This window comes from Clostridium cochlearium (assembly GCF_900187165.1).
Taxonomy (GTDB): Bacteria; Bacillota; Clostridia; order Clostridiales; family Clostridiaceae; genus Clostridium_G; species Clostridium_G cochlearium.
Map to the genome: position 1 here is coordinate 804938 of NZ_LT906477.1, position 16730 is coordinate 821667.

The 16730-nt window shown below is 29.4% G+C and carries 17 protein-coding genes; 15 read left to right on the forward strand and 2 right to left on the reverse strand.

Going from position 1 to position 16730, the window contains the following annotated elements:
- Positions 1–16: 16 nt before the first annotated feature.
- The 13 genes from CKV72_RS03920 (at position 17) to CKV72_RS03980 (ending at position 13684) form a co-directional block, all read left to right on the forward strand.
- Entirely contained in the window at positions 17–1789 is a 1773-nt protein-coding gene (locus CKV72_RS03920) for an ATP synthase subunit A (protein ID WP_168944170.1), read from the forward strand.
- Positions 1782–3167: a V-type ATP synthase subunit B gene (locus tag CKV72_RS03925; RefSeq protein WP_089862963.1), complete on the forward strand. Its 1386-nt coding sequence runs from the start codon at positions 1782–1784 to the stop codon at positions 3165–3167. The genes CKV72_RS03920 and CKV72_RS03925 overlap by 8 nt, the downstream gene beginning before the upstream one ends.
- Positions 3168–3181: 14 nt before the next feature.
- Positions 3182–3826, forward strand: a complete 645-nt coding sequence (locus CKV72_RS03930; RefSeq protein ID WP_089862962.1) for a V-type ATP synthase subunit D — start codon at positions 3182–3184, stop codon at positions 3824–3826.
- Between the two features lie 159 nt (positions 3827–3985).
- Positions 3986–4390 carry a hypothetical protein gene (locus CKV72_RS03935; protein WP_089862961.1) on the forward strand — a complete coding sequence of 135 codons (405 nt, stop codon included), beginning with the start codon at positions 3986–3988 and terminating at the stop codon, positions 4388–4390.
- Positions 4391–4529: 139 nt separating this feature from the next.
- Positions 4530–5030 carry an ECF transporter S component gene (locus CKV72_RS03940; protein WP_089862960.1) on the forward strand — a complete coding sequence of 167 codons (501 nt, stop codon included), beginning with the start codon at positions 4530–4532 and terminating at the stop codon, positions 5028–5030.
- Positions 5031–5319: 289 nt separating this feature from the next.
- Positions 5320–6504 (forward strand): FprA family A-type flavoprotein, encoded by a 1185-nt coding sequence (locus CKV72_RS03945; protein WP_095177550.1) that lies wholly within the window; start codon positions 5320–5322, stop codon positions 6502–6504.
- A 55-nt stretch (positions 6505–6559) separates the two neighbouring features.
- Positions 6560–6850 carry a hypothetical protein gene (locus CKV72_RS03950; RefSeq protein ID WP_095177551.1) on the forward strand — a complete coding sequence of 97 codons (291 nt, stop codon included), beginning with the start codon at positions 6560–6562 and terminating at the stop codon, positions 6848–6850.
- Positions 6851–6939: 89 nt separating this feature from the next.
- Positions 6940–7518: a flavodoxin family protein gene (locus CKV72_RS03955; RefSeq protein ID WP_095177552.1), complete on the forward strand. Its 579-nt coding sequence runs from the start codon at positions 6940–6942 to the stop codon at positions 7516–7518.
- Positions 7519–7709: 191 nt separating this feature from the next.
- Positions 7710–8681 carry a class II fructose-bisphosphatase gene (gene glpX / locus CKV72_RS03960; RefSeq protein ID WP_089862956.1) on the forward strand — a complete coding sequence of 324 codons (972 nt, stop codon included), beginning with the start codon at positions 7710–7712 and terminating at the stop codon, positions 8679–8681.
- A 230-nt stretch (positions 8682–8911) separates the two neighbouring features.
- A complete protein-coding gene (locus tag CKV72_RS03965; RefSeq protein ID WP_238021181.1) occupies positions 8912–10696 on the forward strand; it encodes an N-acetylmuramoyl-L-alanine amidase in 1785 nt (594 codons plus the stop codon).
- Between the two features lie 38 nt (positions 10697–10734).
- On the forward strand, positions 10735–11652 hold the full coding sequence (gene hprK / locus CKV72_RS03970) for an HPr(Ser) kinase/phosphatase (protein ID WP_089862954.1): 918 nt from the start codon (positions 10735–10737) through the stop codon (positions 11650–11652).
- 20 nt (positions 11653–11672) lie between these two features.
- Entirely contained in the window at positions 11673–12224 is a 552-nt protein-coding gene (locus CKV72_RS03975) for a 5-formyltetrahydrofolate cyclo-ligase (RefSeq protein WP_089862953.1), read from the forward strand.
- 62 nt (positions 12225–12286) lie between these two features.
- The gene (locus tag CKV72_RS03980; RefSeq protein ID WP_089863271.1) at positions 12287–13684 is read left to right on the forward strand and encodes an aminopeptidase; all 1398 of its coding nucleotides are present in this window, start codon (positions 12287–12289) and stop codon (positions 13682–13684) included.
- Between the two features lie 184 nt (positions 13685–13868).
- Here the strand turns inward: CKV72_RS03980 and CKV72_RS03985 are convergent, their stop codons facing one another.
- Positions 13869–14738: a cation diffusion facilitator family transporter gene (locus CKV72_RS03985; RefSeq protein WP_095177554.1), complete on the reverse strand. Its 870-nt coding sequence runs from the start codon at positions 14736–14738 to the stop codon at positions 13869–13871.
- 170 nt (positions 14739–14908) lie between these two features.
- Here CKV72_RS03985 and CKV72_RS12205 point away from each other — a divergent pair, with 170 nt between their 5' ends.
- Positions 14909–15403 (forward strand): hypothetical protein, encoded by a 495-nt coding sequence (locus CKV72_RS12205; RefSeq protein WP_095177555.1) that lies wholly within the window; start codon positions 14909–14911, stop codon positions 15401–15403.
- A 93-nt stretch (positions 15404–15496) separates the two neighbouring features.
- Positions 15497–15820, forward strand: a complete 324-nt coding sequence (locus tag CKV72_RS03995; RefSeq protein WP_089862950.1) for a hypothetical protein — start codon at positions 15497–15499, stop codon at positions 15818–15820.
- 108 nt (positions 15821–15928) lie between these two features.
- Here CKV72_RS03995 and CKV72_RS04000 read toward each other — a convergent pair whose 3' ends face one another.
- The gene (locus CKV72_RS04000) at positions 15929–16405 is read right to left on the reverse strand and encodes a DUF4883 family protein (RefSeq protein WP_089862949.1); all 477 of its coding nucleotides are present in this window, start codon (positions 16403–16405) and stop codon (positions 15929–15931) included.
- Between the last annotated feature and the right edge of the window lie 325 nt (positions 16406–16730).

Consider the following 16730-nt stretch of genomic DNA (forward strand, 5'->3'; position numbering starts at 1 on the left):
AGGTAGGTAGGTGGACTTGAAGACTGGTAGAGTTGTAAAAGTATCAGGACCTTTAGTAGTTGCTGAAGGAATGGAAGAAGCTAATCTATTTGACGTTGTAAGAGTTGGTGACGAGCGTCTTATAGGAGAAATAATAGAAATGAGAGAAGATAAAGCTTCTATTCAGGTTTATGAAGAAACTTCGGGCCTTGGTCCTGGAGCACCAGTTGTAACAACTGGAGCCCCATTAAGTGTTGAATTAGGCCCAGGATTAATAGAAGCTATGTTTGATGGAATCCAAAGACCTCTTGATGCAATAGAAGCTAAAGCAGGAGACTTTATTACAAGAGGTATAGATGTACCCTCATTAGATAGAGAAAAGGTTTGGCATTTTAATCCAACTAAAAAAGTTGGAGATAAGGTAGAAACAGGAGATATATTAGGATTAGTTCAAGAAACTTCTGTTATAGAACACAGAATTATGGTACCTCCAGGAATAAAGGGAGAAATAGTTTCTTTAAATGAAGGAGACTATACAGTAGTTGATAAAATAGGAGAAATAAAGACAGAAAAGGGTATAGAAGATTTAACACTTATGCAAAAATGGCCTGTAAGAAGGGGCAGACCTTATAAAAGAAAATTAAATCCTAGTGCACCTATGGTAACAGGCCAAAGAGTAATAGATACATTTTTCCCAGTTACAAAGGGTGGAACTGCATGTGTACCAGGACCTTTTGGAAGTGGTAAAACTGTTGTTCAACACCAACTTGCAAAATGGGCTGATGCTGAAATAGTTGTATACATAGGATGTGGGGAACGTGGAAATGAAATGACAGACGTTTTAAATGAGTTCCCAGAATTAAGAGATCCTAAAACAGGAGAGTCATTAATGAAGAGAACTGTATTGATAGCAAATACATCTAATATGCCTGTTGCAGCTAGAGAAGCATCTATATATACTGGTATAACAATAGGAGAATACTTTAGAGATATGGGATATTCAATAGCTTTAATGGCAGATTCAACTTCAAGATGGGCAGAAGCCTTAAGAGAAATGTCTGGAAGATTAGAAGAAATGCCAGGTGAAGAAGGATATCCAGCTTATTTAGGTTCTAGACTAGCAGAATTCTATGAAAGAGCAGGTAATGTTATATGCTTAGGTCAAGATGAAAGAGAAGGGGCACTAACAGCTATAGGTGCAGTTTCACCTCCAGGTGGAGACTTATCTGAACCAGTAACTCAAGCTACATTGAGAATAGTAAAAGTTTTCTGGGGACTGGATTCACAACTAGCTTATAGGAGGCACTTCCCTGCTATAAATTGGTTGAATTCTTATTCATTATATATGGATAAAGTTGGTCCTTGGATGAATGAAAATGTAGCAGAAGATTGGGTAGAATTAAGACAAGAAGCTATGGCTCTTTTACAAGAAGAAGCTAATTTACAGGAAATAGCTAGACTTGTTGGTATTGATGCATTGTCAGAAGAGGATAGACTTAAACTAGAAGTAGCTAAGTCATTAAGAGAGGATTATTTACAACAAAATGCTTTCCATGATGTAGATACTTATGCACCATTAAATAAACAATATAAAATGTTAAAAGTTGTTCTTCAATTTGGAGAAGAAGCAAAAAAGGCATTAAAGGCTGGTGTTTATTTAAAAGACATATTAAATTTACCAGTTAGAGATAAAATAGCCAGAGCAAAATATATAGATGAAAAAGATATAGCAGCTATAGATGATATATCAAAAGAATTAACAAATGACATCGAAGATTTAATCAGCAAAGGAGGGATTTTAGATGCTTAAAGAATACAGAACAGTTAAGGAAGTAGTTGGTCCTCTAATGCTTGTAGATGGAGTAGAGAATGTAAAGTTTGATGAACTAGTAGAAATAGAAATTCAAACTGGAGAAATACGAAGAGGAAGAGTTTTAGAGATAAACGAAGATAAAGCACTGGTTCAGCTTTTTGAAGGGTCAGCTGGTATAAATATAAAAGGAAGTAAAGCTAAATTTTTAGGAAAGCCATTAGAAATAAGTGTATCTGAAGATATGTTAGGTAGAGTTTTTGATGGACTAGGAAGACCAAAGGATGATGGACCAAAGATAATACCAGAAAAGAGATTGGATATTAATGGTATACCTATTAACCCAGTGGCAAGAAACTATCCATCAGAATTTATACAAACTGGTATTTCTGCTATAGATGGTCTTAATACTTTAGTAAGAGGGCAAAAACTTCCAGTGTTTTCAGGTTCGGGACTTCCACATGCTCAGCTAGCTGCTCAAATTGCAAGGCAAGCTAAAGTTCTAAATTCAGATTCAAAATTTGCCGTTGTATTTGCAGCAGTAGGTATAACATTTGAAGAAGCTGAGTTCTTTGTAGATGACTTTACTAGAACAGGAGCAATAGATAGATCAGTATTATTTATGAACTTAGCAAATGACCCAGCTATAGAGAGAATAGCTACTCCTAGAATGGCTTTAACTACAGCAGAATATTTAGCTTTTGAAAAAGGTATGCATGTACTTGTAATCCTTACAGATTTAACAAACTATTGTGAAGCACTAAGAGAAGTATCTGCTGCAAGAAAAGAAGTTCCAGGAAGAAGAGGATATCCAGGATACTTATACACAGACCTAGCAACTTTATATGAAAGAGCAGGCAGAATTAAAGGTAAGGAAGGGTCTATTACACAGATTCCTATTTTAACAATGCCAGAAGATGATAAAACACATCCAATTCCAGACTTAACAGGATATATAACAGAAGGACAAATAATACTTAGCAGGGAACTTTATAGAAAAGGTATTATGCCTCCAATAGATGTTTTGCCATCTTTATCAAGACTTAAAGATAAGGGTATTGGTGAAGGCAAAACAAGAGAAGACCATGCTGATACTATGAATCAGTTATTTGCTGGATATGCTCAAGGTAAAGAAGCAAAAGAATTAGCAGTAATATTAGGAGAGTCTGCATTATCTGATGTTGATAAACAGTATGCAAAATTTGGAGATGCCTTTGAAAAAGAGTATGTATCCCAAGGATTTACAACAAATAGAAGTATAGAAGAAACTCTTGATTTAGGATGGAAGTTATTGTCCATATTACCAAGAACAGAACTTAAGAGAATAAGAGATGGTTATTTAGAAAAATATTTACCTGAAGATAAAAGTAAGGAATAAAGGGATGAAAGTCTATGAGATTAAATGTTAATCCTACTAGAATGGAACTTACCAAGCTTAAATCAAGATTGTCAACGGCAACTAGGGGGCATAAACTTTTAAAAGATAAGCAAGATGAATTAATGCGAAGATTCATTGATTTAATAAAATATAATAATGAATTAAGAAAAAGTGTAGAAGAGGAACTTCAAAAATCTTTCAAAGATTTTGTAATGGCAAGAGCTGTAATGTCTACAGAGTTTCTAGAAGAAGCAATAGTTTATCCAAAAGAAAGTATTTCCTTAGAAATTACTAAGAAAAATATTATGAGTGTAAATGTACCAGTTATGAAATTTAAAAGAAAAATGGAAGAAGATGAAGGAAGTATATATCCTTATGGATACGCAAATACTTCTGGGGAATTGGATACAGCTATTGAAAAGCTATATGGTATTTTGCCTAAATTACTGGAATTAGCCGAGGTAGAAAAAACATGTCAACTTATGGCAGATGAAATTGAAAAAACAAGAAGAAGAGTAAATGCACTAGAATATATGACTATTCCACAACTAGAAGAAACCATTAAATTTATAATAATGAAGTTAGATGAAAATGAAAGAGGAAATCTAACTAGACTTATGAAAGTAAAGAGTATGATGGAAGAAAAAGAACAAAAATAAAGCTGGATTATCCAGCTTTATTTTTGTTCTTTTTCTTGAATTTTAAAATCTTAAAAGATTCAGAAAAATTTTAAAAAAACATATTGACAAAGTTTTAACAAGTATGATAAAATATAAACAAGTTGAAAGAGGATATGAAAAAAGAGGAGGAGTTTAGTTATGAAAAAGAATAGAATAAAATCATGCATGATAGGTGAAAGTATATTTAAAATAGGTGATTATACTTCAATAGCACAAGGATGGGGAATATATAAGGGAAAAATATCATTAGAAGAATGCGTAAATTTAAAAATAAAAGATATGTATTTTAAGGAAACTGAAGATGGACAACTCCCAAAGTTTATAGCCATAGTAGAAACTAATAAAAATAGGACTTTAGAAGTTAATATAGAGGATTTAAATGATACAAGATGTAGTTTTGAAAACAGAAAAGAATTAGAGAAAATAGGTTATGATTTTGAAAAGGGAGCTATATATTGTAAAGGGTATGAGGATATAGATGGATATTGGAAATTTTTTAATATAGGATTACAGGGATTAGAAAAAACTTTATGTATGGCTTAATATTTAAAGATAAAAAATATAGTTAAAATTTGGAACATTCTGCAAAGAGAAACATGTTCCAAATTTTATTTTTTTTGTTTACAAAAGCTGCCTCATAGTATATACTAGTGTATATACACCAGCATAGAGGGGGAGAAATATGAATAATATTAAAAAAATAGTATATACTGCTCTTTTAATATCTTTATCCATTGTAATACCTCTGACTTTTGGATTTTTGGCTATACAAATAGGACCTTTTACAGCTACATTAGCATCACATGTTCCAATGTTTTTATCAATGTTTTTAGGTCCATTAGCATCTGCCATGGTAGGTATAGGATCAGGATTAGGCTTTTTAATTACAAAAGGAGCATATGTGGGAGCCAGAGCGTTTATGCATAGCATTGTTGGAATGGTAGGAGCTTATCTTATACAAAAAGAAGTTTCATATAGTAAAGTAGTAATAAGCACTTCTTTAGTGCATGGAGTAGCAGAGGCTCTAGTAGTAATTCCTTTTGGCATAACTTTTAAGAGTATACTAATTACTGTAGGACTAGGAACTGTACTTCATCATTTAGTTGATGGAATCTTAGCTTATGGAGTAATAAAGATTTTAAGCAGAACATTGAATTTACAATTAATAAAGAATAATGTGTAAAATAAATTGAATTTATATTTTGATTTCAAAATAAGAGATAATTAGCAAATAAAGAATCGTTAATGATTTAACGATTCTTTATTTGATCTATTAAAGGATAAAAATGCATAAAAAACTAGAAATTATTTTAAATGTGACTTATAATTATATATAATTAAGGAAATAAATAATATATAATAGAAAATTTACAAAAGACAATTGATGAAGTTTTCAAAGTTTAATATAATTATATAAAATATATAATAATTATTATTATATAAAATTTATTGCTTCATAGGAGGGTATAATCATGAATAGTTTTAAAATAAGGGATAATATTTATAGTGTAGGGGTAAAGGATCCAGGACTTAGAGTTTTTGATATAATATTTGATATAATAATGGAAACAAATAGAGGAACAACTTACAACTCATATTTAATAGATGATGAAAAAGTAGCAATAATAGATGCGGTAAAAGATGGATTTTATGATGAATTCTATTCAAATATAAAAGAAGTTATAGGAAATAGAAAAGTAGATTATATAGTAATTCAACATACAGAATTGGATCACTCAGGAAGTCTTATAAATTTATTAAGGGATTATCCAGAAGCCCAAGTTATATGTTCCATGGCGGCTTCGGTTTATTTGAAAAATATTTTAAATAAAGATTTTAATCATCAAATTGCTCCAAAGGAGCTTAGCCTAGGAAGTACTACATTAAAATTTATAACAGCACCAAATCTTCATTGGCCAGATACTATGTTTACTTATGTTCCAGAGAAAAAAGTTTTATTTACTTGTGATTTCTTAGGAGGACATTATTGTCCAGAAAAAGATATTGTATCAGGAGAAGTAGAAAATAACCATGAGGAAATGGTTTATTATTTTAATGTAATAATGTCCCCTTTTAAGAAATTTGTATTAGCGGGATTGGATAAAATAAAAGATTTAGATTTTGATATAGTAGCAAACAGTCATGGTCCAATTCATACTAAAGAAAGCATAAAAAAATACATGGATATGTATAGAGAATTTGCAACTGATAATAATAAAGAAGATAAAATAGAAATATTTTATATTTCAGCATATGGTCAAACTAAGGCTATGGCAAACTATTTTAACAAACAATTAAATGATATGGGCATAAAATCTGATGTACATGAAATTACAAAAGTAGGAGTAGAAAAATGCATAGAATTAATAGAAAAATCTAGAGGATTTTTAATAGGTTCACCTACAATAAATCAAGATGCTGTAAAACCTGCATGGGATGTATTATCTTTAGTATCTCCAATAGTAAATAGGGGAAAGGTAGCAGCAGCTTTTGGTTCATTTGGTTGGAGTGGTGAAGGAGTTCCTATGATGACCGAAAGATTAAAGTCCTTAAAACTAAAAGTGGTAGAAGAAGGATTTAAATTTAAATTTGTACCATCTTCGGAAGATTATAAAAATGCAGATATATTTTTAGAGAAATTTAAAAATCTTCTTTAATAAAAATATAAAGGATATGGTGTTTCCATATCCTTGTTGCATATAGGAGGATAAAATGAAAAAAGAATTTATACTTGAATTTTTATTGGATGATGGCCTTACAAATATTAGTGAAATTAAAACAAATGATAAAGGTATTTTTAATTTAAAGTTTAGATATGAATTTAATGATTATGAAATTGAAGCAGCAGAATCCTATGCAAAAGATATGATAGGAGAGCTTAAAGATATTAATAAAAAAGAGTTAAAGACTCAGTTTTTAAAAGAGATTGCTATGGACGAAGTAGATCAAATATTAGATGAGCTGGAAGAAGAGGTAGATATAAAAAAATTATATATAAAATAGAAAAAGAATGTATAATAGATAGAAATTATATTGAATTTATTGTAGAAATAAACTTATAAAATATATACTTGTATCGAGGAGGACTTTTAGTGAAAGTTTTGGTATTATTTTCTTCACCAAATAAAAAAGGAAATACGTTTAAATTATTAGAAAAGTTTTTAGAAGGATTAAATGAAGAAGTGGATTTTATAGATATTTATAGTAAAAAAATAGCCCCTTGTATAGATTGTAAAATGTGCTATAAAGAAGAAGAGTGTGCTATAAAAGATGATATGACAGATTTATATAAAAAGATAAATGAAAGTGACATTATAGTAATAGCAACACCAATTTACTTTGCTAATGTACCATCTCCATTAAAAGCATTAATTGATAGGCTTCAAGTTTATTGGAGTAAAAAATATATAAGAAAGGACAGAAAGAATATAAAAAAGAAAACAGGTGTGTTATTAGCTATAGGAGGAACTTATTGGGACAATATGTTTATGTCCTTAGAAGAAGTTTTAAAATTAGCCTTTGCAGCTATAGATGTAAAAGATACATATAAGGTTTATGGAGTGAATACAGATCATATTCCTATAGAAAAGAATGAAGAAGTAATGAAAAAAGCTTATGAATTAGGATGTGGATTAAAAAATAAATTTGATTTTAATAAAAGTCGTATTTAAAGATTAACCAGAAGAAAAACTTCTGGTTTTTTTGATGGAAAAAATTCAATAATACTTGTTCTTCAAATTAATTATGATATAATATTAAAGAAATTAGTATATAATATATTAGGAAAAGTAATTTATAAATGGATATAAGCTATACTATATAAAAATTAATCTATAATTTGGATTTTGAAGGGGGAAAATATATGATAAAACAAGATATAGCCATGGGACTTGTAAGAGTAACAGAGGCTGCAGCGTTATGTTCTTCTAAATATATGGGAAGAGGAGATAAAGTTGCAGCAGATCAAGCTGCGGTAGATGGTATGGAAAAAGCTTTTTCTATGCTGCCTATAAAAGGAACCGTAGTTATTGGAGAAGGAGAAATGGATGAAGCACCTATGCTTTATATAGGACAAGAATTAGGTATAGGAGCAGATGGAATGGAGGAAATGGATATAGCAGTGGATCCATTAGATGGAACTGTTCTTATAGCTAAGGGACTTCCTAATGCTATATCAGTAATGGCTATGGGACCTAAAGGCAGTCTACTTAATGCTCCAGATATGTATATGAAAAAAATTGCGGTAGGAGCTTCTGCAAAAGGTGTAATAGATATAAATAAAACAAATAAAGAAAATATTATAAATGTAGCAATGGCATTAAATAAAGATGTAACAGAACTTACTATAATGGTACAAGAAAGAGAAAGACACAATGATATAATAAAAGATGCAAGAGAAGTTGGAGCAAGAGTTAAGCTTTTTTCAGAAGGAGATGTAGCAGCAGTTTTAGCATGCGGATTTGAAAGCACAGGAGTAGATATGATGATGGGAACAGGAGGAGCTCCAGAAGGAGTAATAGCAGCAGCGGCTATCAAATGTATGGGCGGAGATATGCAAGCTAAATTAGTTCCTCAAAAAGAAGAAGAAATAGAAAGATGTAAGTCTATGGGAATAAAGGATATTGAGGCAACTTTATATATAAATGATTTAGTAAAAAGTGATGATATATATTTTGCTGCTACAGCTGTTACAGATTCTGATCTGTTAAAGGGAGTTGTATATTCTAAAAATAATTGGGCAACTACTCAATCTATAGTTATGAGATCTAAAACTGGAACAATAAGATTTGTAGATGCACAACATCATTTATCAAGAAGCAATTTAGTTTTATAAATTAAAGAAGTTTAAAATAATGCCTTGCATTTATTTTAAACTTCTTTAATTTATCTTTTCATTTTTTCACTTCGTTACATAAATTTTCTTAATAAAATTACACATATTTATATAATATATATTATAATATATATATTCAGTCTACAAATTAAGGTGATGAATAACTAATAATGTAAAATTAAGAAAGTCTTTTCGTTGTTTATTATTCATTCACAAAAGGAGGTTTGCTCATGAGATGTAAAAAGAAATGGTGCTTTTCAATTGTAGCAATAGCTGTTTTTATGTTTTTAGGAAGCTTTAATTTTGTTAAAGCAGAAGAAGTTTATGAGGATAAAGGTGTAGAGTTAAATGTACACTCTAAAAAGTCGTGGACTGTAAAATTTAATAATGTAGTAGATTCTAATACTATAACAGCAGAAAATATATTTGTCTTAAATGAAAATGGTGGAAAAGTACCTGTTGAACTTCAAATTGGTTCAGAAGGTAAGACTGTAATAGTTACACCTTTGAAATCATATGACTATGAAAAGAAATATAAGATAATTTTAAAAGATGGCATAAAATCTAAAGCTGGAAAGAAATTAATAAAATCTGCGAAATTAGATTTTACTATTAGAAACAAAGAGGATGAGTATAAGAGTTATACTGTTTGCATTGACCCAGGCCATGGAGGAGAAGATAGTGGATATGTATCTCCTTATGGGCTTAAAGAAAAATCTATAAATCTATCTGTGGCATTAAAAGTTGGTAAGATGTTAGAAGAAAAGGGGATTAATGTAATTTATACAAGAAAAGATGATGATATACCTTGGAATAGTAATGAAGATCTTAACTACAGGATTGGTATGGCAAATAATAATAATGCAGATTATTTTGTGAGCATACATTGTAACTATAGTGATAATCCTAGTGAAAATGGAATAGAAACTTATTATAGAAATTGGGATCCTATTTCTCAAAGTTTAGGAAAAGCGATACAAGATGAAGTTATAAATAACACACAAGGAAGAAATAGAGGAATTAAGCCAGCACTTTCTGAACAGGAAATATTACTTGGAACTAAGGCTCATGCAATAATGGTTAACCTAGGATTTATGAGTAATGCACAAGAAACTAATATATTAGCAGATAGCGATTTTCAATATAATGCAGCATTAGGAATAACTAGAGGAATTTTAAATTCTTTAAATTTATCTGATAATACCAAACAAAAGCCTACAATAAGCTCAATTAAGAATATAAGTGAAACTATAAGTACAGGAAGCTCATATACATTACCTACTTTTGTACAAGCTACTATGAGTGATGGTAGTGTAAGAAAAGTAGGAGTTATATGGAATAATAAAAATGTGAATACAAATACTGCAGGAACTTATACTTATAAAGGAAAGGTGGCAGGATATCCTCAACAGGTAATGCTTACTTTGAATGTAAGAGGGTATAGTATAAATAGCAATGTAGTAACTATAGATCCTGGTCATGGTATGGGAAGAGATACAGGTGCAGTTGGAGGAGTAGTAGAAGATGAAGTTGCATTAAAGGTTGGACTAAAAGTTGGTTCTATATTAGAAAGTCATGGAGTAGATGTTATATATACAAGAAAAACAGATCAACGTTCAAATGGTATGAGTGTAAATGAAAGTTTACAAAAGAGAGTTGACGTATCAAATGCAGCAGGCGCAAGGTATTTTGTAAGTATACATTGTAATTCTTTTGGAAATGCTTATGCTAATGGAACAGAAACTTTATATAATGTTGGAAATGCAGAAAGTAAGAAATTAGCTTTAGCTATACAAAATAATATAATAAAAGAAGTTGGAACTTATGATAGGGGATTAAAGGATGGAAATTGGTTATACCTAGTTAATAATTCTAAGGCAACAGCTACTGTTTTAACGGAACTAGGTTTTGTTACTAATTCTTCTGATGTAGCAAAATTAAAAAGCGATGCATATCTAGATAAATATGCTAGAGCTATAGCTAACGGAATACTTAAAACTATGGGTAAAATTTAAAATTTTACCCTTTTATTTAAATTACAAGGAGGAGTAATATGGGAGTTTTAGTAAAGAATTTAGTAAAAGATTTAAATTTAGAGGTATTAAATAAAGGTAAAGATGATGTAGAAATGAATATAAGTGATATAAATAGACCTGGTCTGCAGTTTTCAGGATTTTATAATTATTTTGCCAATGAAAGAGTACAACTTATAGGGAAAACTGAATGGAGTTTTTTAGATGTTATGGGACCAGAACTTAGAAAAAAGAGAGTAAGTAAATTTTTTCAGTTTGAAACTCCTTGTATAATAATTACAAGAAATTTAAAGCCTCATAAAGAGATTTTAGACAATGCAAAGAAATATAATAGATGGTTATTGAGAACCCATAATATATCTACAAGATTTACAAGTAAATTAATGAGTTATTTAGATGAAAAATTAGCACCAGAAACAAGACTACATGGAGTCTTAGTAGATGTTTATGGTATAGGTATTTTAATTACTGGAGAAAGTGGTATAGGTAAAAGTGAAACAGCTTTAGAGCTTATAAAAAGAGGACACAGATTAGTCGCAGATGATGCTGTAGATATAAAAGAAATTGATGGCAAACTTATGGGGAGTTCTCCTTATATAACTTCTGGAATGTTAGAGGTTAGAGGATTAGGTATTATAGATGTACCCGCTTTATATGGATTAAGTTCTGTATTAGATATAAAAACTATTGGATTGATTATTCACTTAGAGCAATGGAAAAAAGATCAAGAATATGATAGATTGGGTATAGATGAAGTTAATATGAATATTTTAAATATACCAGTGCGAAAAATAATTTTACCAATAAGACCAGGAAGAAATATTGCGGTAATAATAGAGGCAGCAGCGGCAAACTATAGATATAATCTAAATTCTAATATTAGTCCTGTAGATACTATAAGCGCTAGAATGGAAGAAAAAAATTTAAAAAGAGAATAATATAAATGGAGGTGGATAATGTGAAGGATAAAAAAGAACTAAGAGAAAGAATCATAAAAAAAAGAGATAGCATATCTAAGGATGATCTAAATAAATATGATGAAGATATATTAAAAAAAGTTATAGAAAGTAAATATTATAAAGATGCAAAATGCATATTTATTTTTGTTAGTTATAAATCAGAGGTACATACTCATGAAATAATAAAAAAAGCCTTAAAAGATAATAAAAAAGTATGTGTGCCTAAAATAATATCTTTAAGGGAAGGAATGGAAGCTGTAGAAATAAAAAGCTTTTCAGAATTAAAGCCAGGTAAAAAAGGAATATTAGAACCTGTAGATTTTTCTAAAAAAATCGATCCTAAAGAAATAGATGTAGTTTTTACCCCAGGATTAGCTTTTGATGATAAAGGGGGGAGACTAGGATATGGAGGGGGATTCTATGATAAGTTTTTTAAAAGACTTAGAAAGGATACTCAAAAAATTGGATTGGCATATTCTTTTCAAAAGATAGATTTTGTACCTATGTGTGAATGGGATGTAAGAATTAATGACATAATAATAAATGGGTAAATTAGTAACTTTAAAAATAAAAATGGAGGTGAATACTCTAATTAATTAGAGTGTATAATATGATGGAAAATACTTTAGAAAAAAAATATAATTATGCTTGGAATAGTTATAATGAGAATGATATAGAGAAGGTATTTGAGGTATCAGAAGGATATAAAAAATTTTTATCAGAATGCAAAACAGAAAGAGAATGTATAAAAGAATTTATAAAAATAGCAGAGCAAAATGGATATAAAGACTTAGAAGATTTGTCTAAGAAAGGTGAAAAATTAAATCCTGGAGAAAAGGTATATGTTAACAATAGAGATAAAACATTAGCTTTATTTGTAATTGGTAAAAAACCTATGAAAGAAGGAATGAATATACTTGGAGCCCATGTGGATTCTCCAAGGTTGGATTTAAAACAAAATCCTCTTTATGAAGATACTGACTTAGCATTTTTTGAAACTCATTACTATGGTGGTATAAAAAAATATCAATGGGTAACACTTCCTTTAGCATTACATGGGGTAGTTATTAAAAAAGATGGAACTAAAAAAGATATTGTAATAGGAGAAGCAGATGATGAACCAGTTATAGGAGTTTCAGATCTTTTAATTCACCTAGCAGGTGAACAATTAGAGAAGAAGCTAAAAAAAGGAATAGAAGGAGAAGACTTAAATATATTAATAGGAAGCATTCCGTTAAAGGATGAAAAGGTAAAGAATCCTGTCAAAGCTAATATTTTAAAAATATTAAATGAAAAATATGGAATATGTGAAGAAGATTTTGTATCAGCAGAATTAGAAGTTGTGCCTGCTGGAAAGGCAAGAGATTACGGATTAGATAAAAGCATGATAATGGGTTATGGTCAAGATGATAGAATCTGTTCATATACTTCTTTTGAAGCTATGGTGAAGCTAGAAAATCCTGAAAAAACTTGTATTACTTTATTAGTAGATAAAGAAGAAATAGGAAGTGTGGGAGCCACAGGTATGCAATCTAAATTCTTTGAAAATGCTGTAGCTGAGGTAATGGATTGTAGTAATCAGTATAATGAACTAAATTTAAGAAAGGCTTTAGCTAATTCTAAAATGCTGTCTGCAGATGTAAGCGCAGCTTATGATCCAAATTATCCATCAGTAATGGAAAAAAATAATGCAGCTTATTTTGGAAAAGGATTAGTATTTAATAAATATACAGGAGCAAGAGGAAAATCTGGTTGTAATGATGCTAATCCAGAGTTTATTGCAGAATTAAGACAAATTATGGATGAAAACAATGTACATTGGCAAACAGCAGAGCTTGGAAAAGTTGATCAAGGTGGAGGGGGAACTATAGCTTATATATTAGCTCATTATGGAATGGACGTTATAGATTGCGGTATAGCTCTTCAAAATATGCATGCTCCTTGGGAAGTTGCAAGCAAAGCTGACATATATGAAGCCTTAAAAGGATACCATGCCTTTTTAATTAGCTAACCTTTTAGTTAGTGAACAAGTAATAATGAATAATTATGGATATTTTTCTTCGCTTTGCTCTGAAAAATTTTAATTGTATAAAAAAACCTTAGTTTAGCAGAGCTAAACTAGGCACTTCATAAAATTAAAGTTTTTCTGACGTAAGGAAGAAAAACCTCCTAAATTATTCACTATTAGTTGTTAGTTATTCATTATAAAAGGGTTCCACGTGAACCATACAATGTTTTATATTGTCTATTTTATTTTCTATATTATCATGAACTTTTGTAGCTATATCATGACTTTCTGCAACAGTCATATTGCTATTTATACATATTTCAATATCCACATATATTTTATTTCCAAACATTCTAGTTTTTAGATCATGTATGCCTTTGACACCAATAATTTTTAGGGTTTCATCTTTAATTTTGTTAATAGTTTCAATATCAGCTGATGTATCTACTAATTTTTTAACTGATTTTAAATAGAATTCTATAGCAATTTTTATAATAAAGAAACTAACAACTATTCCAGTTAAGGGATCTAAAATCTTAAATCCAATTCTAGCACCTAAAATTCCTAAAAAAGTACCTATTGATGATAGAGCATCAGATCTATGATGCCATGCATCTGCTTCCATAGAAATACTTCCTATCTTTTTTGCAGTGTTAATGGTATATCTATACATAAATTCTTTTGACAATATAGATACAAAGGCTGCAATAAGCGCTATCTTACCTGGAGTGCCATAATTTCCACTTTTTAATACTTTTATTCCTTCGTAGGCTATATAAATACCTGTTAAAAATAAAAGTGTACTTATTATTTTTGCAAAAACAGGTTCAAATTTTTCATGGCCATAAGGATGATCTTCATCCTCTTTTTTATTTGAAATTTTCAAACCCAATATAACCATAACGGTAGTAATAACATCTGACAAAGTATGAATACCATCAGCTATCATAGCACTACTTTTACCGAGTATACCTGCAATAACCTTAAATATGCATAATAATATATTTAAAGTTATTGTGATTAAGGAGATTTTTTTTCCTTCTTTATAGATGTCCATAATATATCCTCCAAATTTTCAAATGATAATAACATTATATTAAAATACCTTGATATTGTCAATATTTTATTGTAAAAAGGAATGAATTTTATTATCAATTGATAATAAAATTCCTTGTCAGTTTGCTATGAGTTGTGGCTATTTTTCAATATAAACATATTGTGTATTATATGAAGAGATTTTATTTTAGTCAGGAGGAAAAGGATATAACTATAAAATTTATAGTTAGTGGTTTTATCTATTGTATAATAGTGGATTATATTTATTGGTACAGCTTTAGTAGTTTCCTAAGTAGAATTAATTATTGCAGTGAAATATATTCAGGACATAAAAAAGAGGATGTAGAGAAGAATCAAGCTTTGGAGGTGAAAATGAAAGAACATATGAATAAAAATAAATCTAAGTTACAAGAATTAGATTATTCATTTTATGAAGAGGTTATTTATGAAAATAAACTTTATGAAAAAATAATACAGGTAGAAAATATAGAACAACCTTATGAAAAGATAATAGAAGTTGAGAATACAGGAGAGCATAATGAAACGGTAATAGAAAAGGGAAATATAGAAAAATCTGAAAAAGAACATATACTAATTAATCAATTAGGTTGTGAAGTTGATATACCAATAGACAAAATAGTAGCTTTTATCCATGATATAACATGAAAATATTAAAAGTAACAAATTAAGATAAAAAACATAGTATAAAGTAAAGACTTAAAAAGTCTTAAAATAGACTACTGTAGGAGGTAAAGTGAAATGCCTAATGGAGAAGATAATTTTATAGATCACATGGAAGAATATATAGGGAAAGTAGTTACGATTTTTACAACTAGTGGAGGAGATTCAGGAGCAGGATTTACAGGTGTACTTTTAGAAGTAAATGAGGATTATATAAGAATTTTAACTAGAATGGGACCAGCACCTTCATGTGCGCTTGGCAATTGTTGTTCAGGAATTCAAGATAACGTAGAACCAGGACAAACTGTACCAGGAGGTCCTAGTTGTGGAGGAACTAGTATTGGGTCAATAGCAGATATCCCTATTGATAGGATAGCATCTTTTGCTCACAATACTATATAAATTTGTTTAATATAAAATAGGAAGCTAAAGAAATTTTAAATAAAGAAAGCTAGTTGATATATTAAGAAGTTAGTATATTTAACTAGCTTTTTATTTTATGAATAGAATTTATCTCGGTATTAAAAAATTGCATAGATTATATAAATTATAAGAATATGGTATAGAAGATGTATCTATATAATCCATTCTATGATAGCCATCCCATGAATGTATTGACACATAGCTTTCATTATATACATTAATTACAAATTTTTCATTGCTGAATATTAGAAATATTTTATATAAGGGTTTTTGGGGAATTGTTTTTTTGTTGTATAAAACATATGAATTTTTATTAATGCTATTTAAAAAGTTTTTGACTATAGAAAGATTCTCCTTTTGTAAATACTCCTCTCTATAAAAATTTGTATCTACTATCACGCATTGATAATCGGGTTCGGAATTTATATTTTCTACCAATTTATTTGTATAATAATTTAGCTCCATATCTTTTTTATTAGATTTTAAACTCTCTATAGAAAAATTCATAAGGATAAATCCCATAGATAAAACTAATAATATAATAAAAAAATATTTTTTTTTCACTTAAATCACCTTTAAAAGTATTTATATTAAAAAGAATATGAGAAGTTTTTATATAATATTCTTTGATTCACAAAATTTTTATAGAGGACAGTTCATTTGACAATTGACAGAGGACAGAGGACAATTTAGGAGGATTTTCTTCCTTACGTCAGAAAATCTTTAATCTTATTAGTTAGAATTGAAAATGGAGAATGGAAAGTGGAAAATGATTGACAACTTTCTCCATTAACATTACGAAAAGTTTTTAATTTTATAAGATCTTTAGGTTTAGCTAAAGCTAAACCTTTTTTATTGTATAAGAAAACCACCTACTATGCAGGTGTGT

Bases quoted from the DNA above. Each gene is read 5' to 3' on its own strand.
- CKV72_RS03925 (WP_089862963.1), top strand. From the start codon at position 1,782: ATGCTTAAAGAATACAGAACAGTTAAGGAAGTAGTTGGTCCTCTAATG.
- CKV72_RS03930 (WP_089862962.1), top strand. From the start codon at position 3,182: ATGAGATTAAATGTTAATCCTACTAGAATGGAACTTACCAAGCTTAAA.
- CKV72_RS03935 (WP_089862961.1), top strand. From the start codon at position 3,986: ATGAAAAAGAATAGAATAAAATCATGCATGATAGGTGAAAGTATATTT.
- CKV72_RS03940 (WP_089862960.1), top strand. From the start codon at position 4,530: ATGAATAATATTAAAAAAATAGTATATACTGCTCTTTTAATATCTTTA.
- CKV72_RS03945 (WP_095177550.1), top strand. From the start codon at position 5,320: ATGAATAGTTTTAAAATAAGGGATAATATTTATAGTGTAGGGGTAAAG.
- CKV72_RS03950 (WP_095177551.1), top strand. From the start codon at position 6,560: ATGAAAAAAGAATTTATACTTGAATTTTTATTGGATGATGGCCTTACA.
- glpX (WP_089862956.1), top strand. From the start codon at position 7,710: ATGATAAAACAAGATATAGCCATGGGACTTGTAAGAGTAACAGAGGCT.
- CKV72_RS03965 (WP_238021181.1), top strand. From the start codon at position 8,912: ATGAGATGTAAAAAGAAATGGTGCTTTTCAATTGTAGCAATAGCTGTT.
- hprK (WP_089862954.1), top strand. From the start codon at position 10,735: ATGGGAGTTTTAGTAAAGAATTTAGTAAAAGATTTAAATTTAGAGGTA.
- CKV72_RS03980 (WP_089863271.1), top strand. From the start codon at position 12,287: ATGGAAAATACTTTAGAAAAAAAATATAATTATGCTTGGAATAGTTAT.
- CKV72_RS03985 (WP_095177554.1), bottom strand. From the start codon at position 14,738: ATGGACATCTATAAAGAAGGAAAAAAAATCTCCTTAATCACAATAACT.
- CKV72_RS12205 (WP_095177555.1), top strand. From the start codon at position 14,909: ATGAAGAGATTTTATTTTAGTCAGGAGGAAAAGGATATAACTATAAAA.
- CKV72_RS03995 (WP_089862950.1), top strand. From the start codon at position 15,497: ATGCCTAATGGAGAAGATAATTTTATAGATCACATGGAAGAATATATA.